The organism is Streptomyces sp. ISL-87 (assembly GCF_018614095.1).
GTDB lineage: Bacteria > Actinomycetota > Actinomycetes > Streptomycetales > Streptomycetaceae > Streptomyces.
In genome coordinates, this window is sequence record NZ_JAGGOY010000112.1 from 56732 (window position 1) to 81037 (window position 24306).

Consider the following 24306-nt stretch of genomic DNA (forward strand, 5'->3'; position numbering starts at 1 on the left):
ATGCCGGGTATGCGTTTCGAGGGCGAGGGCGAGGGCGAGGGCGAGGGCGAGGGCGAGGGCGCGAGCGCGAGGGCGCGAGCGCGAGCGGAGGCGGGTCAGCGCCGGGGCGGAGGCGCTCCGGCCCGCCGCAGTGCCAGCGCCGCCAGGGCCTCCGGCGCGCCCGCCTGGCCGCGGATGCCGGGGAAGGCGTTGATGTCCACGATCAGCGGGGTGCCGCCGCCGGTGTCGATGATGTCCACACCGTAGACGTCCAGCGCGAACACCTCGCCGGCCCGGCGCACCAGGTCGGCCCAGCCGGGCGGGAGTTCGGGCAGGGGGAGCGTGGGACCGCGACCCTCGGGCGCGAGTTCGGAGCGGCGCAGGGCGGCGAAGACCTGGTCGCCGATCGCCCACAGCTTGTGGTCCCAGCCGCTGTTGGGCGCGAACTCCTGGACCACGACCGGCTCCCGCGGCCACTCCCGCGCCAACCCGGCCAGCTGTACGGGGCTGTCCACACGGGCCACCAGATCGCCCCGGCGGCTGCGCCGGCTCTTGATGACCACGGGCCAGGACAGCTCCGGCCCCGACGCCGGCTGCGCCAACGAGGCGAAGGTCTGCGTGGCGGCGAAGGGGAGACCGGCCCTGCGGGCGAGTTCCGCCATCTCCGTGCGGTCCTGGCACAACTCGGTGGCCGCCGCCGAGTTCACCACCGGGGCACCGCGCCGCTCCAGCTCCCGCGCGAGCGCCAGTGCCCGCGGCGTCCGGGCCTTCAGCAGGTACACGTCGGCCGGTGCCTGGGGAGCGCCGTCCACCGTCCCCGGATCCAGCACCTCCACCCGGTGCCCGGGGGTGAGCAGCGCGGTGGCCCCCGCCAGCAGCGGATGGCCGGCATCCGGGGTGATCAGGCCGATCCTCATATGCGCTTGCCCGCCGCCGACGTCGCCTGCAACGGAATCGACACGGGCGCCGTGACCGGCCGGGGGCAGGGCGCCGCCGTCCTGCCGCCCGCCTGCGCCAGCCCCAGTACCGCCCGGGCCACCCGGGCCGCCGCGTCCGGCACCTGACGGAAGCTCGGGAAGTCGTTCACGTCGACGACGACCGGCCCGTCGGGGCCCAGCAGCACGTCCACCCCGTACAGGTCGAGCCCGTAGACCGCCCCCACCTGCGCGGCGATCGCGGCCACCTCGGCGGCCAGCGGTACGCGGCGCTCCCGTACCGACGGGTCGGGGTGCAGCGGGGAGCAGCGCTCGGTCGCGAACAGCTCACCGCCGACCGCGTACACCTTGATGTCGGTGCCCGAGTTGGGCACGTACGGCTGGGCGATGAGCATGCCCTCGCCCGCCAGCTCGGGGAGCATCGTCTCGAGCCGCTCCGGTGAGGACACCAGGTGCACGGCCCGGCCCGAGCTGCCGTCGGCGGGCTTGACGACGAGGGGGTACTCCGCCGCCGGTATCTCCCGCAGCAGTTCCGGCCGCGCCGCCGCGTAGGTCGGTGGCATCGGGAGCCCCCGGGTGCGTCCGATGGCGGCGGCCAGCGCTTTGTCCCGTACGCCCCGGATGGAGCGGGCGTCGTTGACCGTGGTCATCCCGGCCGCGGCCGCGGCTTCGAGCAGGGTCAGCCCCGGCCCGCCGGACACCGTTTTCAGGACCCAGGCGTCATGCGTGCCCGCGCTGACGACCTCGGCCATGTGCAGCAGCGAGCCGCCCGGCCGCACCACATCGACCTGGTGGCCCCACGCGGTCAGTTGCCGGATCACCTCGTTCGGCATGCCGTCGTGGCGGTAGTGCTCCTCCACCAGGAAGCAGAGCCTCATCGACCTTCCCCATATTCCCCGGACGTCCGCCGATTCCGTCCGGCGAGTTGTGACGTCACAGGATGTCATGGACCGCAATGTGATAATCGGTCCGTACGGGGGAGGCGCACGTTGGTACGCCTGCGAGCGTGCGCCGGCCGTCCGCGGGCCCCATCACTCCTCGTGCGTCGTGGCCACCAGCGCCGCGTCCCGGACCTCCACTTCCGGGTGCCGCCGCAGTACGAGCAGCATCGCGCGCCACTCCTGCGGCCAGTCGTAGCGCTTGCCGAGGGCCGAAGTGAGGGCGACGGCGAGCACGCCCCGCACCATCGAGCCCTCCTCGGCGAGCTCGCGAACCGCTGCCAGGACCGTGCCGGAGTCCGGGCGGGGCAGCCCGTACGAGTGGCGCTGGGAAAGGGCGGAGGCGGTGGTCGCGGCCAGCCCCGGGCGGCCGTCGAGCGCCGAGGCCAGCGTCCGCAGCGCCGCCAGCTGGGCCGCCGGCCCGGCGTGCAGGTCGACCGTCCAGGTCAGCAGCTGCGCACGGGCAACGGCCAGCGACGGCTCGTCAGCCAACTGCCGCGCCAGCGCGCCCGCCAGGTCGGGCTCCCTGACCTCGGACGCCAGATACTGGAGCCGCTGCCGGGCCGGCCGGTCCCGGTCCGCCTCGGCCTCGGGCTCACCGCCCGCCCGTACGACGGCCAGCAGCTCCTCGACCGCACGGTGGAACTGGCTTCCGGGCGCGCAACCGCCGACCGGATGCGGCAGCCCCGAGACCGCGCTCTTGTGCAGGGCACTCAGCGCGTTCTTCCAGCTGCGGCCGGGGAGCGACAGGTCGCAGACCATCAGCCGCACGGTGTCGGCCGCCTCCGGCGCGTACGCCACCCAGTCCGGCAGCGCCCAGAGGGCCCCGCCGGCCACGTTCTGCCCGGAGGCGGCCACGACGGCCACCAGCCGCGCGTAGCGGGGCCGATGGGCCCGTGCCACGTCGAGCGGCGCGGTGCGCACGATGGCGCGCCGCGCCTGCGGGCTGCCCGTGGCGGCGGCCGCCTCAAGCAGCTCCCAGGACTCCTCGAAGGCGAGCAGCTCCGTCACGAGGCCCATCACCGCGGCCACCACGTCGGGGTGGCTGTCCGCGCTGCGGCAGGCCTGCGCCAGCAGCCCGGTGGCGCGCCGCGGCGGCAGGAAGCGCACCGCCAGTCGCGCGGCCTCCTTCCGGCTGGTCACCTTCACGCCGCCGCCGGGGCCCAGGAGCCGTTCCAGGGAATCGGCGAGCAGCGAAGGCGCGGTGTGTGCGGCCGCCCGCCCGGCGGCGTACACGGCGACGCCCGCGTGGTCGTCTCCCGCGTGCGCGAGCAGCTCGGCGAGGACGGCCGCGGGCTCCTCGGTCCGGGCCGCGGCGGCCAGCGCGGCCCGGGCGAGGACCGGTTGCCCCGAGCGCGCGTGCCGGCGTACGAACTCCAGGCCGTGGCCGGGGATCCGGGCGGCGCCCCGGATGACGGCGGCCCGGTCGTACAGCGCCGCGGACTCGTCGCCGACGGCGGCCTCCGCCAGCCGCGCCGCCGCCTCCTGCTGGCGCGGAAGCCAACGGTCCGCCCGCTCGAAGCACGGCAGCGGCCGGTCGGCGCCCTGGCGCAGGAACCGGCCGTACGGCGGGTTCGCGGCGAGCAGGGAGTCCAGCAGATCGGTGCGGTGCGCGGACAGCACCTCCAGTACGGGCGCCAGCGCGACCGCTGACGGCTCGCGGGCGACCAGGGCCGCGGCCCGGCCGTCGCGGGTCGCCGGGTCCGAGAGCCAGGCCTGGGCGAGGGCGGGGAAGACGGCGTCGTCGCACCGCTCCAGGGCCTCGCCGAGCAGCAGCTGGAGTCCGGGCATGAGCCGGATGCGGCTGCCGAGGGAGCACGTGAGCGTGAGCAGCAGCCCGTACTCGCCCTTCCCGGCGCTGGAGTCGAGCCACGGGCGGAGGGCCTCGAACACCTGGTGCTCGCGGCCGGAGCGCAGGCGGTGGACGAGCGGGTCGAGGTCGAGGGCGCCGGTGTGCCCGGTCAGGCGGTGCAGGGTGCGCAGGGCCCAGTCGAGGACCGGGGCGTCCGGGGCGGTTTCGTTCAGCACGCTGAAGACCAGGCGCCGCAGGGCCGTCCGGGTCTCGGCGGAGCTGTCGCGGGCCTCCAGGGCGTCCGATGCGATCCGGTCCAGGTGGCCGGCCGCCGCCTCGGAGGAGAACAGCGACGTGGGCAGTTCGGCCAGCGCGCCCAGTGCGGCGGCCCGGACGGGATCGCGGTCGTTGCGCAGCCGCCGCGTCATCAGGGCGAGTACGTCGGCCACCGCGTCGGCGTCGGCGCTGTGGCCCGCGTTGCCGACCAGGTGCTGCCAGCCGACCTCCCGCGTGTCGGGGTCGGCGTCCCCGACCGCTGCGAGGAGCCTGGGCCGGGCCTCCGCGACCGGAAGCCAGGCCAGTGGCTGCAGGACGTCCCCGATCCAGTCGACCTCCCAGGGCTCCTTCTGCCTGTCGTCGTCGGAGCGGGCGATGTCGAGCCGTGCCTCGGCGATGCGGCGCTCGCGGGGGAGCAGCTCCAGCACCGCGTCCGCGTGCCCCGGGTACGGGAGTCCGAGGTCCGTGCAGGCCCTGTCGTAGAAGGTCTCGCGCCGCTCCGGGGGCATCGCCTTCAACAGGGCGACCAGGCGGGCCGTGTGCCGTACCCAGTGCAGTCCCAGGGCGGGCAGGGAGGGCGGGTCGGCCCGCACCAGCCTGCGCAGTACGGAGGCCCGGAGGACGGGCTCGTAGCGCCTCTCCTCCCGTTCGGGCGCGATCATCCAGCGCACGACGCGCTCGGCGTCGGCCGCCGCCAGGTCGCCGAGCCGGTCCCACAGGAGCGGGGAGAGACGCTTGGGCCCGTACCGCTCCAACAGCCCGAGCACCCGCTGCGGGGCGGCGGCGGCAGCGGCAGCCAGGCCCGGATCCTGGCGCTCCCACCAGCCGTCGCGAAGTCCCGTCGGCAGTACGGCGAGTTCCCTCTCCGCGTGATCCAGCATTGGGCCGGGATGGTGCCGGCCCAGTCGCCCCCAGTCCGGCACGGCGTCGGCGAGATCCGGCAGCAGCCCGGCGGTGAACTCCGGCCCGCAGGCCGGAAGGAGGGCGGCAGCCTCCCGGTCGCCCCACTGCCCCCGCAGCCGCAGTACGAGGCGTTCGGCGAGTGCGCGCCGCGATCCGGCCAGGACGGCCTTCGCCAGCTGCCGCCGGACCTCGGCGGGTGCGTCCGCGTAGGCCGTCTCGATCGCCTCGTCCGGTACCGGCAACGCCCCGGCGGCGCGCAGGGCGTACCGCCGCACCACCGGATCCGGGTCCGCCAGGCGCCGTGCCAGATACTCCGTCTCCCGCCCCGCCAGCGCACCGAGCGCCGCCAGCCGCCTCTCGTACCGGCCCCGGCGGTCCAGCTCGGCCAGTACGGCGGCCAGTTCGCCGGCGCGAGCGAGATCGCGGGCGGTCGTGGCGAGCAGCCGCAGCCGGGCCGAGTGGGGGAGCGGATCGAGGGAGACGAGCAGCTGGTCGGTGGCGGCCGACGGGGAACGCACGGGTGACATGGGGTCATTGTGTGCGCAGAGCCATGTGGGAAGGCATCCGGTTTTCTGGCCGGGCGGACGGAGGGGCCGCCTGGAGGTGTGACGGATGGAGGGGCCGGCTGGAGGCGTACCGGACGGACGGGCCGCCTGGAGGTGTGCCGGACGGCCCTTGTCAGACGCCTGGGCGGCCCGTCGGGCCGCCCAGGATTCCCTCGCGCGGTGCTCTGGTCACACCTTGACGGACACGAACGCCTTGCCCGCCTCGTTCTCGACCAGGATCTCCTTGACGTCGGACGGATCGACGGCCGCCGAACCGTCCAGGGCCGCGCCCTTGGCCTCGCCGTTCTCCTTGCTGCCCACGACCCAGCCGCCCGCCGTGGTGCGCCTGCCGTCCCCGGACACCACGATCAGCCGGCAGCGCTCACCCGCCGGGATCCCGGTCACCGCCGCATGCACCCGCACCCACTTCGCGGCCGGCGTCACCTGTACGGTCGCCCGCGCGCCCGTGCCCGAATCGGTGGCGGAGGCCACCCTGGTACCAGGCACCGGCGACGGAGCCGCCGAGACGCTCGGCGACGGCGGCAGGGGCTGCGCGGAGTTCGGTCCGTCGTCGGCCCCCAGCTGCGCACCGGCCCAGAACACCGCGGCCAGCGAGGCGGCCGCGGCCAGTCCCGCGAGGCCCCGGCGGCGACGCCGCACGGCCGCCTGTTCACCGCGCACCTGCCGCAGCGTGCGCTGGAGCAGCAGATCGCCGCCTTGCGGCGGCCCGTCGATGAACGCCTCCTCGGGCACCTCGCCGAGCACCGCCTCCAACTTGCGCAACGCGGACACCTCCTCGCGGCACTGAACGCAGCCGCTCACGTGTTCCTCGACACGCCGTATTTCGTCGTCGTCCAGGACGCCGAGAACGTACGGGCCGAGGAGTTCCTCCTCCTCGTGCCGCTGCCGGTTCATGCCACCACCTCCCGCAGTCCGGCCGGCTGTTGCGGCGGCCTTCCCGATCGTCTGTCGTCCTTGCCGCCGCTGTCGCGGAAGACCTCGCGCAGGGCCTTGAGCGCGTAGTGCGAGCGCGATTTGACGGTGCCCGCGGGGATGCCGAGGCGGTCGGCGGCCTCGGAGACGCTGCACTGCCGGTAGTACAACTCCGTCAGCACGTCCCGGTGCTCCGGCGAGAGCTGGTCGAGCGCCCCCATCACGGTCATGGTGTCCACGACCGCGTCGGCGTGGTCCACCTCCACCGGGGGAGTGGCCGGCGAGCCCGAAACCTCCGGCGGCCGGGCGGCCTTGGCCCGGTACCGGTCGGTGATGATGTTGCGGGCCACGGTGAGCAGCCAGCCGCGCACCGAACCCTTGCCGTTGACCAGGACCTCGGAGTGCCGCCAGGCCCGTATGAGGGTCTCCTGGACGACATCCTCGGCCGCGGCCCGGTCGCCGGTCAGCCGGGTGGCGTACGCGAGCAGGGCATGGCCGTGCTCCTCGTACACCGACCTGATCAGTGCTTCGTCGGTCGAGCCCCGCCGAGTGCGGGGCCACAGTGGTCCGGCCATCTCACCCTCTCCGTCTCCTCGCGTTGCGTGGTGCGCACAGAACACGCCGCCCGGCGGGACCGGGTTCACGTGACGTAGGTCACTCGTTCCCGCCCGCCCGCCCGTCCCGCCCTTCCCCGCCGCTCATGTGCGGCACACGCGTCCCTCGTTGAGGCAGTCGACGACCTGCCGCATCTGCCGCTCCGTCATCACGTTCACGAACATCCCGTGGTCCGTCTTCGGGCTGTGCCGCTGTTCCGGGAAGGAGTCCAGCGCGATCGGCACGCCCGGCGGCACCTCGTACGCGACGGAGACGCGCAGTTCGGGCACGGGGAAGGTGCCCTGCGGGCAGACGCCGCCCGCGGTGGGGAACATCAGGTGCGCGCGGTGTCCGGCGCTGTCGGTGTCCAGCCCGTTCCAGCAGCTCGGGAAGACCAGCGTCCGGGTCACCCGCTCGCCCTCGGGGCAGCGCGGATAGCGGGTCGTGGAACGGTCGGGGGAGCCGGAACAGCCCCAGCGGGCCCGGACGTCGGCGTCGCCGTCCGCGGTGTACGCCACGGCGTCGCCGGTCATCCCGCGCAGGAACCGGGGCATCGGCACGACCTTGCTGACCGGACTGCCGCGGAACTCCACGCGCACTGCCGCCTCCGGCAGGATCTCGCCGGTGTTGCCGTGGCCGGCGGAGCTTTCGTGGGCGTCGCCGCCCGGCCGGTCCGTGCGGCGCAGCACCGGCCAGTAGTACGTGGACCGGTCGCCGCCCCGGCAGCTGGTGGCGGCCGCGTCCAGGGAGGCGTCGGTGGACAGGGCGTCCGTGGTCAGGTTTCCCACGTACCCGTGCGTGTGGTGGGCGCCGGACCGCAGTCCGGGCGAGACCACCAGGTTGTCCTCGTTGTAGTGGCCCTCCTCGTTGCGGCCGCAGTCCGCCGCCACTGTGCCGGTCGAGGCGTCGGGCCCGGCCGGGGGCGGCTCAGCGGGCACGGCCGGCACCTTGCGTATGTCCACGAAGTCCCCTGCCGCGGATCCCGCCCCCTCGGGCCCGCCCACCCGTGAAGCCCCCAGCACGGCGGCGGCCAGGCCACCGCCCAGGAGCAGGCAGATGAGCAGTGTGAGCAGTCGGCGATCGTTCCCCATGGCGGTCACGGTTGCGGCTGCCCGGCGCACCGTCAACCTGGCATCCGCATGCCGAGAGCCCCGCGGGCAGGCCCAGATCCGGACCCTCCTGTTCCAGCACGCAGCGCGGCGCCCGCAGACGCCCGTGGGCAGGCACAAGTGGCCGTGAAAGTCCTTGCAGAGCCGGACGGCGACCGCGCACAGTACGCCGTATGACTCCCGCCGAACTCCTCCAGGCCCTCGCCCGCACCCGCGCCTCGCTCGACGGCGCCGAGGTCACCTTCTGGTGGACCGGCGACGTCTACTCCTGGGCCCCGGGCGAGCCCCATCAGCGCCTCTTCGGGTTCGAGGGCATCAACGTCGCGCGCCTGGAAGAGGATGCGGAGGCGGGCCCGGGCGCGTACCGGCTCCTGACGCGCGAAGCCGCCTTCTACCTGGACCCCCGCACCCGCGAGATCCTGGAGACCTGGCAGGACAAGCCGGTCATCCACGTCTGGAACGACCCGGCGAACCAGCCGTGGCGGCCCTTCCCCGTCCCCATGACGGAACTCGGCGACCAGGTCTGCTTCAGCCTGGAAATTCCCCTGGCCTACCCCTCACCGCTCCCGGTCGCGGACTACCCGGCCAACTCCGCGGACGACACGTACCGGGCCCTGGAGCTGTTCCAGTTCTTCGCGCCGGCCACCGTCCTGACCACCGAGGCGCCGAGCGTCCCCGCCACCATGTCCTGGACGCGCATGTCCCCCTGGCTCCCCTGGATGGAACAGGGCCCGCGCCCGGGCGGCCTCACCTTCCACTGCCGGGGCCGCAAGCTGGCCTCCTACGCGGAGGTCCCCGACCGCACCCGCGCGTACGTCGCCGCCCACCACCCCGAATTCGCCCACGCCCCGGAGAAGTGGACCGAGCCGAACGAGACCAGCTGGACCTACTTCCGCAAGCTGCACCCGCCGCTCTGATCCCACAGGGGTGCGGATCGCGGCTCACTCGCGGGACGCGGGGGGAGCCGCAGGGGCTCGACAAGGGTTTTCCCCGTATCGGGTTCATCCCCGCGTTGCCTACTGTCTGCCCACCGGCGATCTTTCCCGGCCCGGACGGCCCCCGCACCAACCCCACATGGTGTGAAGCCGTACAGGCCCGGCGGATCGCCGGTAACCGCCGTTGCCCTTGCCCCGCCGTCGCGGCCGGGACAACGCGGCGTGCAGCGGTGGCCGGCGCGGGACTGACCAGCCCGTGCCCGGCCCCGCGGCCGCCGGTTCACCTCCCACACTGCTCGAACCGGCCGCTCCGGCCTGCCCGGAAACGGCCCGCGAAGGGAACACCGTGCACGCATCCAGACGTAGGCTCATATCCGTGGTGGCCATGTCCGTCACCCTGCTGGCCGGCTCCGCCACCGCCTCCGTGGCCCTGACCCAGGCGGCCCCCGCCCAGGTCCCGGCCGCCGCCACGGCCTCGACCCCGGCCGCGCCGGTCGAGAACCTCATCGTCGGGTACAAGTCCTCGGCCACCGAGGCAAGCTCCAACACCGCGGCCGCCGCCGACGCCGCCGCCAAGGGCAAGAAGGCCGGCAAGAAGGCGAAGTTCGACCGCCGTCTCGGCACCGGAGCCGCCCTCGTCAACCTGGGTGGCGCCACCGCCCCCGCCGACGCGGCCGACGTGATGGCCCAGTTCCGCGCCGACCCCGACGTCGCCTACGTCGAGCCGGACTCCCGCGCCTACGCGCTGGCCACCCCGAACGACACCGAGTACGCCAAGCAGTGGGACCTCTTCGAGCCCACCGCCGGCATGAACGTCCCCGCCGCCTGGGACAAGTCCACCGGCTCCGGCGTCACCGTCGCCGTGATCGACACCGGCTACGTGGCCCACTCCGACGTCGCCCCGAACGTCGTCGCCGGCTACGACTTCATCTCCAGCTCCACCGCCGCCCGTGACGGCAACGGCCGCGACAACAACCCCGCCGACCAGGGCGACTGGAGCGCGGCCGGCGAGTGCGGCACCGGCTCCACCGCGAGCAACTCCTCCTGGCACGGCACCCACGTCGCGGGCACCATCGCCGCGGCCACCAACAACTCCATGGGCGTCGCCGGCATCGCGTACAACGCGAAGATCCAGCCCGTCCGCGTCCTCGGCAAGTGCGGCGGCGCCACCTCGGACATCGTCGACGCCATCACCTGGGCCTCCGGTGGTTCCGTCTCCGGCGTCCCGGCGAACGCCACCCCCGCCAAGGTCATCAACATGAGCCTCGGCGGCTCCGGCGCCTGCACCGCCACGTACCAGAACGCCATCAACGCCGCCGTCGCCCGCGGTACGACCGTCGTCGTGGCCGCCGGCAACAGCAACTCGGACGCGAGCGGCTTCTCGCCCGCCAGCTGCAACAACGTGATCAACGTGGCCGCCACCAACCGCACCGGCGACCGCTCCTTCTACTCCAACTACGGCGCGATCATCGACGTCGCCGCCCCGGGCGGTGAGACCCGCCGCGCCACCGACACGCCCGGCACCGTCACCACCCCCGAGAACGGCATCCTCTCGACGCTGAACTCCGGCACCACCACCCCGGGCTCCGAGATCTACAAGCCCTACCAGGGCACCAGCATGGCCGCCCCGCACGTCGCGGGCCTCGCCGCGCTCGTCGTCGCCGCCAAGCCCTCGCTCACCCCGGCCCAGGTCGAGTCGGCGATCAAGGCCAACACCCGGCCGCTGGCCGGAACCTGCACCGGCGGCTGCGGCACCGGTCTCGCCGACGCGGCCGCGACCGTGAACGCCGTGCTCTCCACCCCGGTCACCCCGGTCTTCTCCAACACCACCGACGTCGCCATCCCGGACAACGGCGGCGCCGTCTCCTCCTCGATCGCCGTCTCGGGCCTGACCGGCAACGCCCCGGCCGCCCTCAAGGTGTCGGTCGACATCAAGCACACCTACCGCGGTGACCTCGTCATCGACCTGGTGGCCCCGAACGGCACCGTCAAGCGCCTGCAGAACTCCTCGGGCGACAGCGCGGACAACGTGATCACCACCTACACCGTCGACGCCTCCGCCCTGGCCGCCAACGGCACCTGGCAGCTGCGGGTCCAGGACGTGGCCGCCGCGGACACCGGCTACATCGACTCCTGGAGCCTCGGCTTCTGATCCTGGAGCCCCGGCTTCTGATCCGGACCGTCCAGGCCCCGCCTGACGGGCCGATAGTACGGACCAAATGAGCCCTCGGACCTGCCGATACACCTCGTACCGGCAGGTCCGACGGGCTTTCCCGTCATGTGACTGAATTCTGCGTCACAATCCGGGTCCACCCGCCGTCCGACCTCGTATTGTCGCGTCTCACAGGAAAGGCACAGGAGCTGGGGACCGAGAGGCTGGTGGCTGTGCGTGGTGGCGGCGACGGGGCACGCTGACACGACCGTCGGGCAGGGCGAAATCATCGAGGCGGTCGACCGAGCGCTGACCACACACGGGCGAGCCATTCTCACCGGACCCGCCGGCGCCGGGAAGAGCGAGGTGGTACGCGCCATCGCGGCCGCCGCCGAGCGCCGCGAAACAGTGCTCCGGCTTGCCCCCGAAGCCGCTGACCAGTGGATACCCGAGGCCTCGGCCGCCGCGCTGCTCGCCTCCGTCCCCTGCGCCGCACTGGAACGGCTCGCCGGCCCGCAGCGCACCGCCATCGCGCAGCTGCGCCGCGAGACGGACGAGCCCCGGGCCGGCCGCGACCACGTCGCGCTGCGCCTCGCCCTCGTCGAGGTCCTGCGTACCCTCGCCGCCCGCACCCCCGTCCTGCTCGTCCTCGACAACGCCCAGTGGCTCGACGCCGAGAGCACCGATCTGCTCCGGTTCGCCCTGCGCCTCACCCCGCCCCGGGTACGGGTCCTCGTGGCCGAATGTGTACAGGGCGGAGCCCCCGTCGCCGGGCCCCTCTGCGGCCCCGGCACCCCGGAGATCCGGGTTCCCCCGCTCGGCGCCGAGGAAATCGCCGAACTGCTCGTCCGCCACGGCCTGCCCGCCCGCCTCGCCGGCCGCATCCACCAGGCCAGCGGCGGAAACCCGCGGCTCGCCCTCGCCCTCGGGCACTCCCTCGCCGAAGCCGCCGGCGCCCGCGACGGCGGCGCGCACCACGCCGACACCCTGCCCGTCTCCGGGCAGGCCCGGGAGGTCGCCCGCCGGCTGCTCGCCGAGGCCCCCGCCCGGGCCCGCCGCACCCTGCTGCTCGCCGCCCTCGCGGCCCGCCCGACCACCGCCCTGCTGCGCCGGGCCGGCCGCCCCGACGCCGAGGCGGAGCTGGCCGAGGCCGAACGGGCCGCGCTGGTCACCGTAGGAGAGGACGGCGCGGTGCGGTTCACCGCCGGCGCGCTGCCCACCGCCCTGGCCGCCGACGCCGGGTGGCCCGAACGGGCCGCCGCGCACGCCGCGCTGGCCGCCGCCGTCGGGGACCCCATCCAGGCCGTACGACACCGGGCGCTGGCCGTGGACACCCCCGACGAGTGGCTCGCCGCCGAGATCACCGAGGCGGCCGCCGCCTGCCGGCGTCGCGGCCAGCGAGCCCTCGCCGCCGAGCTCGGACTGCTCGCCGCGGAACGCACGCCGGTCAACCGGCCCGGGGAGGAGCTGGCCCGGCTCGTCGCCGCGGCCGAGGACGCGGGCTGGGCCGGCCGCGCCGACCTCGCGCGCCGCGCCACCCGGGCGGTGCTGGCCCGGGACGCCTCGCCCGCCGATCGGGTACGGGCCAGGCTTGCCGTGATCGATGCCGCCGGGCAGGCCCTCGCCGACCTCGACGAGACCTTCGCGTGCGCCATGGACGACGCCGCCGGGGACCCCTCTCTCCAGGCCGCCGTCCAGCTGCGCATCGCCTGGAAGTACAACCTCAGCGACGGCGACCCCGTCCGCTCCCGCGACGCCGCCGCCGAGGCCGGCGCGCTCGCCGCCACCGGGGGCGACCAGGTCGCCGAGGCGCTGGCCCTGACCGTACGCGCCCGGATGGGCCGCATCCTCGGCGACCCGGACGCCGAGGAGATCCTGGCCAGGGCCCTCGCCCTGCCCGCCCCCGAGGTGCCGCTCGGCATGCGCAACGCCCCCCAGTTCCTGGCCGTGCGGCACGCCCTCTTCGACGACCGGCTCGGCGACGCCCGCCGCCAGCTGCTGGTGCTGCTGCCCGCCGTCCAGCGCACCGGCTCCTCCGAGGACGTGTTCGAGGTGCTGCGCAGCCTCACCGAGGTCGAGCTGCGGCGGGGCCGGTGCGCGACCGCCTCCGCGCACGCCCGCCGCGCGGTGGAGCTGACCATCGAGGCGGGCCTCTCACCCGGCCCCGCCTGGTACATAGCCGCGATGGCGGAGGCCACGGGCGGCAGTTTCGCCCGGGCCGCCGGATACGCCCGGCGCGGCATCCAGTCCTCGGAGGAGGAGCACGACCAGGTGTTCCTCTCGCGCGGCCTGTACGCCCTCGGCCTGGTCGAGCTGGCCACGGGGGAGGCCGCGAAGGCAGTCGCCACCCTGCGCCGGGTGGCCGAACTTGAGGCCGCCCAGCAGGTAGTCGACCCTTCGATCCTGCGCTGGCACGGGGAGCTGGCCGAGGCCCTGGTCGCCGCGGACGCCCCCGACGAGGCCGCGCGGCTGCTCGACTGCGTCCGTGGGACCGCCGTCGCGCTCGGCCGGACCGGGGTGGTCGCCGCACTCGACCGGGCCCAGGGCCTGTGCCTGTCGGCGCGCGGCGACGCGGACGCGGCCGTGGCCCTGCTGGAGGCCACGGCGGATCGTTTCAGCGAACTCGAACTGTCCCTGGAACGCGGACGTACCCTGCTCGCGCTCGCCCGGGTGGAACGCCGCCGCCGCCGGCGCGCCCCCGCCCGCGCCGCACTCCGGGCGGCGGCCGACGTGTTCGACTGGGCCGGCGCGAAACCCTGGCTCGACCTGGCCCGGGAGACGGCGCCCGAAACCGCCGTCCTGCACCCCGGGGTGGCGGCCCTGACCGAGGCCGAGACCAGGCTCGCGCTGCTCGTCAGCCAGGGCGCGAGCAACCAGGAGGCGGCGGCCAAACTGTTCCTCAGCGTCAAGACGGTGGAATCCCGGCTGACGCGGATCTACCAGAAGCTGGACGTCCGCTCCCGGGCCCAGCTGGCCACCGCCCTCCGCAACCTCTGACCAGCCGAACCGCCGCCTCGCGGCGGTCAGCAGCTGAGGTTGTTCCCCGGGCTCACTCCGAGGATCTGCGTAAAGCTCTGGTACGCGGAGATCCGGCTCTGGACCTGGGCCGGGTTGCCGCCGTTGCACTCCAGGGACCCGTTGATGGAGCGGATCGTCTCGCCGAAGCCCGCGCCGTTGACCATCGCCGCGTGCGCCGTCATCGTGCCCGGCCCGTTCTGGGTGTTCCAGTACCAGAGCGCCGTCTTCATGGCGACCGCCGGATCCTGCTCGACGAGGTACGGGTTGGCGAGCAGGTTGATGCCGAGGGCGTCCCCGGCCGCCTTGTAGTTGAAGTTCCAGCTGAGCTGGATCGGACCGCGGCCGTAGTACGCCGCCTGTCCCGCCGGACACCCGTACGGCTGGGTCGCGTCGCAGTAGTGGGGGTAGTTGGCGGTGTTCTGCTCCACGATGTGGACCAGCCCGCCCGTCTCGTGCGAGACGTTCGCGAGGAAGGCGGCCGCCTCGCGCCGCTTCACGGTGTCGTCGCCGGTGTTGGCGAAGCCGGGGTACGCCGACAGTGCCGCGACCAGGCCGTTGTAAGTGTAGAAGGCGTTCCGGTTCGGGAACATCTGGTTGAACTGGGCCTCGCTGACCACGAATCCGGACGGGTCGCCGGTGCCGGGATCCGGGTCCTGGCCTCCGCCACCACCGCAGGCGCCCTGGTCGGACCAGACGCCCCACTGCCCCGTGGTGCCGGGCGTCTCGCCCTGGGTCCACCACTTGGCCTGCCAGTTGTGCCCGCTGTACGAGGCGGTCATGCCGTTGGTGTAGACGGCCGAGGAGGCCCAGGAGCCGACGCAGGCCGGGGCCGCCGAGGCGGTCCCGGAGGGGAGGGCGATCGCGAGGCCGGCGGTGACGGCAGCGGCGGCGGCCAGCGAGAGGGCGCGGCGGCGTAGCGCACGTATCACGTAAGTACTCCTTGAGTGGGGGGAGTTGCCGTGGGGGCGGCACCTACCGCCACTGAACCGAAAGTGGTCTGGACCTGTCAAGGTCTAGACCAAGAGAATCCGGGTCCGGAAACGCCGAACCGGCGTGATGACAGAGGTCATTGTCATCACGCCGGTTCGGAGGGGCCGGATCAGCTGCCGGCCGACAGGTTCCCGGACAGCACCGGGATGTTGGACAGGATGTGGGAGAGCGGCTCGTCGCCCTTCGCCTGCGTGGAGTTCTCGGTGCACTGCTGGTCCTGCGGGTTGGACAGGACGTTGATGTCCTGGACGCCGATCGGGACCGCGCCGACGAGCGACTGACCGTTGACCTTCTGCGGCAGGGCGATGCAGAGCTTGTTCAGGGAACCCTGGACGACGGAGAGCTGCGGGCTCATGGCGCCCTCGGTCTCCTGGTTGCCGTAGATCTGCGCGGAGTGGTTGCCGTTGACCGTGTTGACGCCGTTGTCGTTGCCGATCGCCATCGCCGGGGAAGCCGCGACGGCACCCGCGCCAAGAGCAGAGGCCGCGATGGCAGTGGTGGCCATGAACTTCTTGAGCATGTCTGAGAGTCCTTCTGTCGCGTGAGTCATTCCCGGCGGGACATGCTGATCAACTGCCCGGGTGACCCTTGGTTATCGCTCGTCACCCGTGTGGCCCAACCATGTGATCCGCCGCTACGAGCGCTGTTGCTGCTCCGGTACGGAATCCAGTGCCACCGGGTCGAACGTGGCGAGTTCGTCCTTGCGGAGCAACGCGCTGACCCGGCGGCCCGTCCGCGCGTCCAGACTCCCGCCGGGCTCGACCCCGAGCAGCCCGGCCACCTCGCGGCCGTGCAGATCGACGGCCGCCTCCACCAGCTCCGCCAGCGCGGAGGCGGTGGCCCGCGCCCGGACCTGCGCCGTCGCCAGGGTCGCGGCGGCGATCAGCGCGGCCGGCCACCACCACCCGCCCAGAGCCAAGTACAGCAGTCCCCACGCCATCAGCCGGGCGCTCGCCCGGTAGGCCGCGTACGCCTGCGTCAGCTCGGCCCGCGTACTGTCCGGCGCGGCCAGCCACAAAGCAGGCCACCACGCGCCCAGATCGACCCGGTACGCGTGGTGGAGCCGCACGTCGGCCGCCCGCAGCCGGTCCCCGATCCACGTCGGACGGTCCGCGACCACCAGCGAGATCCGCGCACAGCGCGCCAGGGCGTCGCGCAACCCCGCCCGCGCGAGCGGATCGGCGCCGTCCGGGGGAGCGGCCGACACGAGCACGGCCGTACGCCACACCCGGACCTGCTCGTGCGCCCGCTGCCAGCGCCGCCTGCGCATCCGCGCCAGGGGGCGCAGCGGACCCGAACGGCCCTCCGCCGTCCACAACCGCTCGATGAAGAACCCCAGGGCCGCGGCGCCGAGCCCCGCAGCCGCGGCCGCCGCCGGCGCCGCGGCCACCACCAGCACGGCGCCCCCGCTCCTCCCGCCCTGCTGCGCGGCCGCCAGCCGGTCCACCCACGCGGCCAGCCCGCCCGTGTCCAGCGCGCGCCGCTGCCCCAGCGCGCCCGCCACGGCCGCCGCGGCCACGAACAGGGCGCCCGGCAGCAGGAGGAGAGCCAGCCAGCGCTCGGCGAACCGCTTGCCCGGCTCTCCGAGGAAGGCGTTCACAGCGGGATCTCGACCAGCACGAGCGGCGCCGACAGCGCCTCGCACACCGGCGGCCCGCCCTCACCGCCGGCCTCGGCGGCCCGTACACAGCGGCGCGGCGCCGGACACACCCAGCCGCGCAGCACCGGATGCCCGCCCGCACCGCCCCCCGCGCCCGGCAGCGGCTGGTAAGAGCGGCTTCCCGTCGTCAGCCCGTCGATGCCGTGCACAGCGAAACCCTCGTCCACGGCGTCGAGATCGCCCCGCACCGTCTCGGGATCCGCCCCGCGACGCAGCGCGTCGAGGACTCTCACCAAGGGCTCGGCAACCCCGTACCGCTCTGCGCGGACGGCCAGTTCACCGCCCGCCAGCTGCACACACAAACGCCCGATCCGGTGTCCCATGTCCGACATCCGACCTCCTGAGACGCCATGATGGCAGAGAATCGCACCACGGAACGCGAGGGAGGGTCAACCGACGGTGACCGATCACCAGGCCGAGTCGTACGCCGATCCGCAGGCCGCGTACTACGCCGAACTGCGCACCCGCGTCAGCCTGTTCGAGCAGACCGGCCGGCAAGCCCTGCTGGACGACCCCGGAACGGTACGGCTCGCGGTCCACCTCCTGCCCGCCGAACCGGAGCGTCCCGGCGGGCCGCACTGCGACGCCGCCCTCACCCTCGCCACCGTCCTGTGGCATCAGGGCGGCACCGAACGGGCCGCGGCCCTGCGCCTCTACGCCTGGATCGACATCCTCCCGCCCGCCCTCGTTCCGCCCCGGGTGCGGGACACCTCGCGCAGACTGCCGAGGCTGCCGCCCGCCTACAACAGGTTCCGGCAGCAGCCCGAGCTCGGCGCCCTCTTCCTGCACGGCCTCGCCGCCCTGAACCGCTACGACAGCCTCCGCGGCCGGCCCACCCTGAAACAGGGCACCGCCCTGATCAGCGAGCTCGTCGCCGACACGCCCGAGGGGAACGCGTACGCCCGCACACTCGGCATGCGGGCGCGCAGCGTGCTGGGCGCCGCGCTCCAGCGGGAACTCGACCACTCCCCCACCTGCGCGCCGGCGACGCGGGGGCGCTCGGCGAGAGCGTGCGCCTCACCCGCCTCGCACTGGAACTGACCCCCGTCGGCGACGGGGAGCGTGCCTCCCGGCTGGCGCACCTCGCACACCTCTGTGCCCTGCGCTACGAACGGACCGGCGAGCCGGCGAGCCGGCGGACTTGCGCGAGGCGGCGGAGCTCGGCCGAGAGGCCGTACGCACCGGCGTGCGCGGGGACCACGAGTGGGCCGGGAAACTGCACAACCTCGGGCGCGACCTGCACACCCTGCACGGAGCGACCCGGCGACCTGCCCAGCCTGCGCGAAGCCGTGGAGACCCAGCGGGCGGCCGTGCACGCCTCCCGTTCCGGCGACCCGCGCACGCTGTCGCGCCGGCAGAACCTCGCGGTGTTCCGGAGGGCCGGACGCCGGAGGGCCGGACGCCGGAGAGCCCAGGGCCGGGGGCCGGGGGCCGGCGGCGCCGGCGGGTGATGCCGTCCGGTCCCCGGAAGATCAGCCGGTCTTGCGACGGACCTTCTTGTTCTTGCCGCCAGGGCCGCTGCTGGAACCCTGGACCTTTGCCCGGCTCTGGTGAGCCTGCTGGGACTGGGCATTCGCGGCGTTGCGCTCCAGCGCTTCGCGGAACTTTCGCTTGGCCTCCTCGGCCGGTGATTCGTCCTGCGGGGTGTCTGTTTCGTCAGCCATTTTGTCCTCCTGGGGTGATCAAGCCGTTTCAGTCTGTCAGCTGGCGGGTCCGCTGACCAGCGGGTTCTCTTCAGGCGGGGGCGGGAGGCGCCCTCAGGCGGGGGCGGAAGGCGCCTCGGCTCCCTTCCCCGCCCGGATCGCGGCGAGGGCGGCGGTGTGCAGCGCGCGCGGATCGCCGTGGGGGAGCGGACTGCCGGTGAGGGTGTACCACTCGTCCGCGTCGGTGTACTGGATCTCGAACCGGACCTTGCCGTCGGACCCGGCGGTGGTGCGGAGGGTGAGCGGGCCGGTGATCACGCCGACCTCGTCGGTCATGGCGCCGCCGGGCCCGGCGAGGACCTGGTCCTGCCAGTGGTGTACGGCGGTCATGAGGCGCAGGTGTCGAGCATGGTGGTGAGCATGGCCTTCTCGGATTGGGTCACGGTCAGACCGTAGCTGGACTTGACGGTGGTCCAGGCGCGCCCGTACTGGCACCAGCTGGTCTTGTCCGTCGGCTGCCACAGGTCCGGGCTCTGGTCGCCCTTCGACCGGTTGGAGGACGCCGACACCGCCAGCAGCTGCGGGCGGGTCAGGTCGTTCGCGAAGGCCTTGCGCCGGGCGGCGTCCCATCCGGCGGCTCCGGAGCGCCAGGCCTCGGCGAGCGGCACCATGTGGTCGATGTCCAGCTTCCCCGCGTCCTTCAGGGCCGCCCCGTCGTACAGGCTCTTCCAACTCCCCGACACGGCCCGGCATTCGGAGTCGCGGGTGACGCCGGTGCCGTCCCGTTCGAGGACGACCTCGCGGGTGTCGCACTTGTCGCCCTGCTCGGCCCAGTGCGTGAACTTGTCGCGGCTGTACCCGGCCATCGTGCCCACCTTGGCCACCTTCAGGCCGGCCAGCTGGGTCCGGGCCACCGCGGGCGTGACCATCCCGGGCAGCACGTCCCCGGCAGCCGGTTTGCCGCCGCCGGCGGGCGGGGCCGAGACCGGCGCGGACGGGCTGGCGGAAACCTTCCCGGACGGCTTGCCGTCGGGTTTCCCGCCCCCGTCACCGCTGGTGGACGCACTGCATCCGGCCAGGCCCAGCACCAGCGCCGCCGCCAGCACCCCGCCGCGTACACGTATCTGACGTCCCATGACCCCACCCCGAGCAGACTCCGCACATCGTCCCGGGAAGAGTACCCATAACCGGACATCCAACCGGCCGAAGGTCACGCCCAGGACGCGGCCACCAAGCACCGCTCCGCCGCTGCGAGATGCGCGGCCGCCGCCAGCCAGGCCCAGGCGTAGCGGTCGGCCGAGGCGTCGGTGAGGCGGCCGAAGGCATCGCGGGGGCGCCGGTCCGCCTCGGCGGTGAGGGCGCCGGCCAACTCCGCCGCCGAGCCGAAGCCGGCCCGGCGCAGCGGCCCGTACAGCCCCAGCGGCTCCCCGCCGCGCGCCGCCTCGGCGACGGCCCGGCGCCCGCCCGCGACGCCCGTCTCCAGCAGCCGCCGTACCCGCCACAGCGGTGAGTCGGCCAGCGGATCGGGGCCGGTCGCATCGGGCACCTCCGGTACGGGCCCTGCGGCCTCGCCCGGGAAATGGACGCCCTGGAGGCGGTCATAGCCGAGGTCGGCCCGCCCGATCCACTCCTCGGGAAGCAGCAGCGTGTGCTCCGCCCCGGGCACCGGGCCCACGGCGAGCGGCCGCAGCGTCGCCGCCCGGTCCAGGTCGGGGCGGCCCAGCACGCGCAACGCCAGTCCCGGATACCCGGCGAGGCGGCGCAGGCTGGCCGCGAACGGCAGCTCCGGATGCGGATGGGCGGGCCGCAGCCGTAGTACGGGTGCGCCCGGGGTCAGCTCGCGGACCAGGAGGTGATCGCCGCGGCCCCCGACCACCTGGACGTCGCAGCCCAGCAGCCCCGGTTCGGCATCGTCCACCGGCATCGCGGCCACGGCCTCGGCCGCCGGGCGGGCGAACAGCGCGGCGGCCGGCTCCCCCTCCCAGGGCACTGCGCGCAGCGGGGTCGCCCGCACCCCGCGTCCGGCCCCGAGGCGGCCGTCGGGGGAGACGGTGGCGCCGACGATACGGAGGCCGCCGCGTGCGAGCCCCGCGTGATCGAGGACGGCCCCGCCGAGGGCTACCGAGGCGGAGCCGGCGCCCCGGGCGCGGGCCAGTCCGCCGGGGCGGACGTCGGACACCGAGTAGCGGGAGCCGTCAGTGCCCAGTACGTGGGTGACCACACCCCCGTACCCGGTGGCGGATAGCACCGGCTCCCGGCACAGGCCGTACACCTGGAGGCTGCCGCCCGACTCGTAGGCCCGGCGGGCGGTTCCGGTCAGCGCGGGACCCGCGGCGCCGGAGGCCAGCAGCCCGGCGGTGTGCAGGAGCTCGCGGAAGGCCCCGGTGAGGTCCGCGAGCCGCTGGGCGGCGCTGCGCTCCCGGGCGGCACGCAGGCCCCGTACCACGCGCAGGGCGGCGGCCTCGGCGCGCGGCAGCCCCGCGAGCCGGGCGGTGTGCGCGGCCCGCAGCAACTCGGCCTGGACCACCGCACCGCCGGCCGTGACTCCCGCCGCGAGTGCCTCGGCGGCCGCCTCCCAGAGGGCGGCCGCGGCCCGGACCTGGGCGGCGCTGAGGGCCGGGGCGGCGGGGCGGTCCTGAGCGGCGGTGAGTGTCTCGGCGGCGACCGGCTCGGGCCGGGGCGGCTGCTCTTGCTCCTGGGCGGGCCGTTGGACTTGGGCGGGCGGCTGGTTCGGAACCAGTGAATGTTCGGAGTCGGCGATCGGTGCCGCGTCGGCGATCGGCTCCGCGTCGGCGATCGGTGCCGCGCCGAGCGCCGCGGCCCGGTGCAGACAGCGGGGCGCCAACAGGCAGCTGCAGACCGCCTGTTCGCCGCCGCTGACCGTACCCGAAGGCCCAGGGTGCAGCGTGACCAGGGCATCCTCGCCAAACCGGATGCTGATGCTCCCGTCAGCCGCCAGGGAGGCGCCGGCGGCGCAGCCCTCGATCGCCGCGTCGAGCTTCTTGCGTAGCCGCGCGCTCAGGTTCTCCACCGCCTCGGCGAGTACCTCGGGGGCGACGGGCGGGAGGAGGCCGGTGCTCGATGCCTCGGTGCTCAACGCTTCGGTGCTCAAGAGATGTCTCCACGGAGGCGGTCGCCCACCCAGCGGGCGAGGGCGAGAGGGCTGAGGGCGGCCACCGGCATCCCGGCCGCGACAAGTTGCCGGGCGACCGGAACCGAGTAGCGGGGTGTACCCGCGTCATCGAGCGCGGCGCAGCCCAGCAGGTGGGCGCCGGAGGCGGCCAGCGCACGGACCTCGCCGAGCAGCCCGCCGACCGGCGCGCCCTCCTCGAAGTCACTGACGACGACCACGAGGGTGCGACTCGGCACGGTGATCAGTGAACGGGCGTGCGCGAGCCCCGCCGCGATGTGCGTACCGCCGCCGACGCGGACCTCCAGCAGCAGCGAAAGCGGGTCCTCGACGCGGTCGGTGAGGTCGACGACCTGGGTGGAGAACGCGAGGAAGTGGGTGGACAGGGTGGGCACCCCGCCCAGCACGGCGGCCGTCAGCGCCGACCAGATGACCGAAGCCTCCATCGAACCGGAGACGTCGACCACCAGGATCAGCCGCCAGTCGGCCGCGCGGCTCACCCGCGTACTGAACACCGGCCGCTCCGGGACGACCACCACCCGGCCGTCGTCCAGCCGCCGGGTGTGCGCGAGGTTGGCCCGCAGGGTCCGGGCCAGGTCGAGCCTGCCGCCGGGCCGGCGGGTCGGGCGCGGAGTGGCGAGACCGGACAGCGCCGGGCGCAGCCGGGTGGCCAGCTCCCGGGTGAGCTCGTCGACCAGCCGCTTGACCAGCGGGCGCAGCCGGGCCAGTTGCACCTCCGGCATCCCGCCCGCGAGCGAGAGGACGGAGGTCAGCAGTTCCACGGAGGGGCGTACGGCCTCCGGATCGAGCTGGGCCAGCACATCCGTGCGCCCCGCCTCGGCCGCGTCGGCGAGCACCTCCTCCCGTACATCGGCCCCGAACAGGGACTCCAGCTCCGACGACCACTCCCGGGCCGTGGGGAAGGAGGGATCCTGACCGCCGCCCGTACCGGTGCCCCCGATATCGGCGGCGCCCTCACCCCGCCCGGCGCCGTACAGCTCGTCCAGTGCGCGGGCGTAGCGGCGGGCGTCGGCCGGGAGCCGGTCGCGCTGGCGGCCGAGCAGCAGCCGCCACCGGTCGGCCGGGGCGAGGCGGTGGTGCGCGGCGGCGGGCACACGGGAGGCCTGCGCACCCGGGAGTTCCGCAGCCGTGAGTTCCGCAGCCGTGAGTTCCGCACCTGGGAGTTCCGCACCCGGGAGTTCCCCAGCCGCCGCGCCGTCCCCGGACGGCAGCGGCAGGGCCTTCAGGCGGCGAGCCCGGCGGCGTCGGCCGCGGCCCACAGGGCGAGCAGCGCGGGCGGTGCGTCGAGCGACAGGTCGATCCGGTCGCCGAGCCGCTCGGTGACGGTGTCCAGCAGCCCGTCGCGAGCGGCCGGGGCGAGCGCGTCGAAGGCGCCGCGCAGCGCCGGGAGCCGGTCCAGGAACTCCGGGTCGGCGAGGCTGTCCACGCGGTCCAGCAGTGGGGTGAGGGCGGCTGGGGAGGACTGGAGCAACGGTCCGGCGGCGGTCAGCACACCCCCGAGGCGGCGGGTCAGGGCGCGTCGGCTGTCGGGGGCTCCCGCTGCGTCGATCCATCCGGCGGCGCGGTCGCCGAGCTCCGCGGCCGGATCCAGGCCCAGCAGTACCCGTACCGCCAGGGCCGCGCCCTGCATCAGCGGGGACGCGGTGGCCGCCAGGTCCGCGAGGGCGGAGTCGACGCGGAGCCCCAGATGCCGGCCGGCGGCGCGGTCGGCGAGGGCCACCAGGGCCCCGGCGTCCGCGGGGTCGTCGCTGCCGGCCAGGCCGGGCAGGGACCGTACCGCCGCTTCGAGCAGATCGCCGGTGAGCGCGGCGGCGGTGGCGCGGGCCTCGGCGGAGGTACCGGGGTAGTGGCCGCGGCGCAGGCCCTCCAGCAGCTCGAGAGCCTGGAGGAGTTCGGGCAGGGTCGCCGTTTCAGGCAGGACGGTGGCCGCCTCTTCCAGTCGTACGTCGACCAGTGCGGGCAGATCGCATCGCGCGGCGGCGGTGAGCCCGGCCAGGATCTGAGCCGGCGTCGGGCCGCCGTCATCGGCGGCGCGGCGTGCGGTCTCGCGCAGCGTACCGGCGGCCGCCTGGGCGGCGTTGACGCCGCGGACCCCGGCGAGGTCGAGGCGCACCGGCACGGACGGCGTCCAGGACAGCCGCCACTTGGTCCCGAGGGCGGTGCCGTCGCCGGTGGCGGCCACCGCGAGCGGCTGCCCGTAGGAGGCACCGCAGACCAGCAGCCGCTGGAGCATCACCTCGCGGCGGCCGTCGAGCTCGGACCGCAGCGGATCGAGCCGGACCTCGCGGGGTGCGGGGTCCTCGGGGGACGGCAGCCGCAGCGCCGCCAGCTCCGCCTCTACGGAGGGCCCGAGCCCGGAGCGCGGTGCGTGCGGGGTGACCCTGCCGCGGCCGGTACCGACGAGCACGGCCTCCAGAGCGCGGGCCTGCGCCCGCCCCTGACCGAGCACCGTGCTGACCGCCTCCAGCAACTCCCCGCGCCCGGGCGCCGGGAGCCCGCGCAGCACGGCCAGATCGCAGGCGAGCCGCAACATCTCGGCCGCCTCCCCGGTCCCGGCGACATGCCCGGCCCGGCGCAGCTCCCGGCACACCCCGACCACGGCGACCGAGGCGGCCTCCCGCACCCGCCGGGGGTCACCGGCCGCCTCCAGCACGGCCTGCTGCCACAACGGATCCCGAATCCCGGCGGGGTACCCGGACCGTGAGTCGAGCAGATCGTAGGAGTACGGCACGAGCAACACCGGTGCGTTTACG

18 protein-coding genes and 1 pseudogene are annotated in these 24306 nt (G+C 74.6%); 4 read left to right on the forward strand and 15 right to left on the reverse strand.

The window, feature by feature from the left end; translation table 11 throughout:
- Positions 1 to 95: 95 nt before the first annotated feature.
- From J7I97_RS33155 to J7I97_RS33180, 6 genes are all read right to left on the reverse strand, one after another.
- Positions 96 to 896, reverse strand: a complete 801-nt coding sequence (locus J7I97_RS33155) for a RimK family alpha-L-glutamate ligase (RefSeq protein WP_214942658.1) — start codon at positions 894 to 896, stop codon at positions 96 to 98.
- On the reverse strand, positions 893 to 1792 hold the full coding sequence (locus J7I97_RS33160; RefSeq protein ID WP_214942661.1) for a RimK family alpha-L-glutamate ligase: 900 nt from the start codon (positions 1790 to 1792) through the stop codon (positions 893 to 895). Before J7I97_RS33160 ends, J7I97_RS33155 begins: the two co-directional genes overlap by 4 nt.
- A 153-nt stretch (positions 1793 to 1945) precedes the next feature.
- Positions 1946 to 5350: a hypothetical protein gene (locus J7I97_RS33165; RefSeq protein WP_214942664.1), complete on the reverse strand. Its 3405-nt coding sequence runs from the start codon at positions 5348 to 5350 to the stop codon at positions 1946 to 1948.
- Between the two features lie 207 nt (positions 5351 to 5557).
- A complete protein-coding gene (locus tag J7I97_RS33170) occupies positions 5558 to 6283 on the reverse strand; it encodes a zf-HC2 domain-containing protein (protein WP_214942667.1) in 726 nt (241 codons plus the stop codon).
- Positions 6280 to 6876 (reverse strand): sigma-70 family RNA polymerase sigma factor, encoded by a 597-nt coding sequence (locus tag J7I97_RS33175; protein ID WP_214942670.1) that lies wholly within the window; start codon positions 6874 to 6876, stop codon positions 6280 to 6282. The genes J7I97_RS33170 and J7I97_RS33175 overlap by 4 nt, the downstream gene beginning before the upstream one ends.
- Positions 6877 to 6999: 123 nt before the next feature.
- A complete protein-coding gene (locus J7I97_RS33180; protein ID WP_214942673.1) occupies positions 7000 to 7986 on the reverse strand; it encodes a DUF1996 domain-containing protein in 987 nt (328 codons plus the stop codon).
- 191 nt (positions 7987 to 8177) lie between these two features.
- Between J7I97_RS33180 and J7I97_RS33185 the strand changes: the two genes are divergently transcribed.
- From J7I97_RS33185 to J7I97_RS33195, 3 genes are all read left to right on the forward strand, one after another.
- Positions 8178 to 8921: a DUF1838 family protein gene (locus J7I97_RS33185; RefSeq protein WP_214942676.1), complete on the forward strand. Its 744-nt coding sequence runs from the start codon at positions 8178 to 8180 to the stop codon at positions 8919 to 8921.
- Positions 8922 to 9324: 403 nt separating this feature from the next.
- A complete protein-coding gene (locus J7I97_RS33190; protein ID WP_214942722.1) occupies positions 9325 to 11091 on the forward strand; it encodes a S8 family serine peptidase in 1767 nt (588 codons plus the stop codon).
- A 237-nt stretch (positions 11092 to 11328) separates the two neighbouring features.
- Complete coding sequence (locus J7I97_RS33195; protein ID WP_308369217.1) at positions 11329 to 14088, forward strand: LuxR family transcriptional regulator; 2760 nt, start codon at positions 11329 to 11331, stop codon at positions 14086 to 14088.
- Positions 14089 to 14114: 26 nt separating this feature from the next.
- On the opposite strand, the gene J7I97_RS33200 is transcribed toward J7I97_RS33195, so the two are convergent.
- The 4 genes from J7I97_RS33200 to J7I97_RS33215 all read right to left on the reverse strand — a co-directional run bounded on the left by J7I97_RS33200 (position 14115) and on the right by J7I97_RS33215 (position 17091).
- Positions 14115 to 15038 carry a glycoside hydrolase family 19 protein gene (locus J7I97_RS33200; RefSeq protein WP_374195533.1) on the reverse strand — a complete coding sequence of 308 codons (924 nt, stop codon included), beginning with the start codon at positions 15036 to 15038 and terminating at the stop codon, positions 14115 to 14117.
- A gap of 170 nt (positions 15039 to 15208) precedes the next feature.
- Positions 15209 to 15619: a rodlin gene (locus J7I97_RS33205; protein WP_214942679.1), complete on the reverse strand. Its 411-nt coding sequence runs from the start codon at positions 15617 to 15619 to the stop codon at positions 15209 to 15211.
- 114 nt (positions 15620 to 15733) lie between these two features.
- Positions 15734 to 16699 carry a hypothetical protein gene (locus J7I97_RS33210; RefSeq protein ID WP_214942682.1) on the reverse strand — a complete coding sequence of 322 codons (966 nt, stop codon included), beginning with the start codon at positions 16697 to 16699 and terminating at the stop codon, positions 15734 to 15736.
- The gene (locus J7I97_RS33215; RefSeq protein ID WP_214942685.1) at positions 16696 to 17091 is read right to left on the reverse strand and encodes a hypothetical protein; all 396 of its coding nucleotides are present in this window, start codon (positions 17089 to 17091) and stop codon (positions 16696 to 16698) included. Before J7I97_RS33215 ends, J7I97_RS33210 begins: the two co-directional genes overlap by 4 nt.
- Positions 17092 to 17158: 67 nt before the next feature.
- Between J7I97_RS33215 and J7I97_RS33220 the strand changes: the two genes are divergently transcribed.
- A complete protein-coding gene (locus J7I97_RS33220) occupies positions 17159 to 17800 on the forward strand; it encodes a hypothetical protein (RefSeq protein WP_214942689.1) in 642 nt (213 codons plus the stop codon).
- Between the two features lie 431 nt (positions 17801 to 18231).
- On the opposite strand, the gene J7I97_RS33225 is transcribed toward J7I97_RS33220, so the two are convergent.
- The 5 genes and pseudogenes from J7I97_RS33225 to J7I97_RS33245 form a co-directional block, all read right to left on the reverse strand.
- On the reverse strand, positions 18232 to 18423 hold the full coding sequence (locus J7I97_RS33225) for a DUF5302 domain-containing protein (RefSeq protein ID WP_214942692.1): 192 nt from the start codon (positions 18421 to 18423) through the stop codon (positions 18232 to 18234).
- A gap of 93 nt (positions 18424 to 18516) precedes the next feature.
- On the reverse strand, positions 18517 to 18792 hold the full coding sequence (locus tag J7I97_RS33230) for a hypothetical protein (protein WP_214942695.1): 276 nt from the start codon (positions 18790 to 18792) through the stop codon (positions 18517 to 18519).
- The gene (locus tag J7I97_RS33235) at positions 18789 to 19538 is read right to left on the reverse strand and encodes an HNH endonuclease family protein (RefSeq protein WP_251049552.1); all 750 of its coding nucleotides are present in this window, start codon (positions 19536 to 19538) and stop codon (positions 18789 to 18791) included. The genes J7I97_RS33230 and J7I97_RS33235 overlap by 4 nt, the downstream gene beginning before the upstream one ends.
- Before the next feature lie 74 nt (positions 19539 to 19612).
- Positions 19613 to 21514 (reverse strand): hypothetical protein, encoded by a 1902-nt coding sequence (locus J7I97_RS33240; protein ID WP_251059399.1) that lies wholly within the window; start codon positions 21512 to 21514, stop codon positions 19613 to 19615.
- Positions 21511 to 24306 (reverse strand): annotated as a pseudogene (locus tag J7I97_RS33245) (DUF5682 family protein); the annotation flags it as partial. The pseudogene J7I97_RS33245 and the gene J7I97_RS33240, both read right to left, overlap by 4 nt.